General features: G+C 43.6%; 1 protein-coding gene. It reads right to left on the bottom strand.

The features are described from left to right. Nucleotides 1-241: 241 nt before the first annotated feature. Nucleotides 242-394 (bottom strand): hypothetical protein, encoded by a 153-nt coding sequence (locus tag ACFIM8_RS09440; RefSeq protein ID WP_375614865.1) that lies wholly within the window; start codon nucleotides 392-394, stop codon nucleotides 242-244. Between the last annotated feature and the right edge of the window lie 156 nt (nucleotides 395-550).

Below are 550 nucleotides of genomic sequence, written 5' to 3'. Positions count from 1 at the left end.
TGATAACCATTCCAAACTCATTACCCAAACCTATTATTTACATCAGCACTCTTCAAACAAAGGCATGATCTAAAATGATGTCACCCCTCATAACGAGCACGATACAAGCTTTTTCAGCGCTGCCTCTCATGACCACGCGATTTCATTGTAAAATTCAAACGTTTAATAAAAAAGCAAACAGCACCGCACATGTCCCCCATCTTCCTTATCTTTTCAGCCCCCCTCCCCCCCGCCTCAAATCTCATGCTCTACACACGACTTTTCCATCACAAAATTCTCCACACAACCCCTTTCCTCCCAATGCTCTCACATGCCATTCCAACCTTTTCACTTCCGTACCATTCCAACCTTTACGCCTCTTCCCTAAATGCTCTCTATCTTTTACCTGCAGCACTACAACCCTCTCTCAAATATCTTATCTCCACTTACCTTTATGCCTCCACTTACGCCCTCTTCTCCCCACCATCCTTTCCACAACCACCATGCTCTTGACAAAGTACGCATTCTTAGCTTTACGTTTCCACGCTTTTACGATTTTATTGATTTACAG

It is taken from the genome of Bartonella sp. AC535YNZD (assembly GCF_042196625.1).
GTDB lineage: Bacteria > Pseudomonadota > Alphaproteobacteria > Rhizobiales > Rhizobiaceae > Bartonella.
The sequence above is the reverse complement of the archived record's forward strand: the minus strand, read 5'-3'. Positions and strand labels throughout refer to the sequence as shown.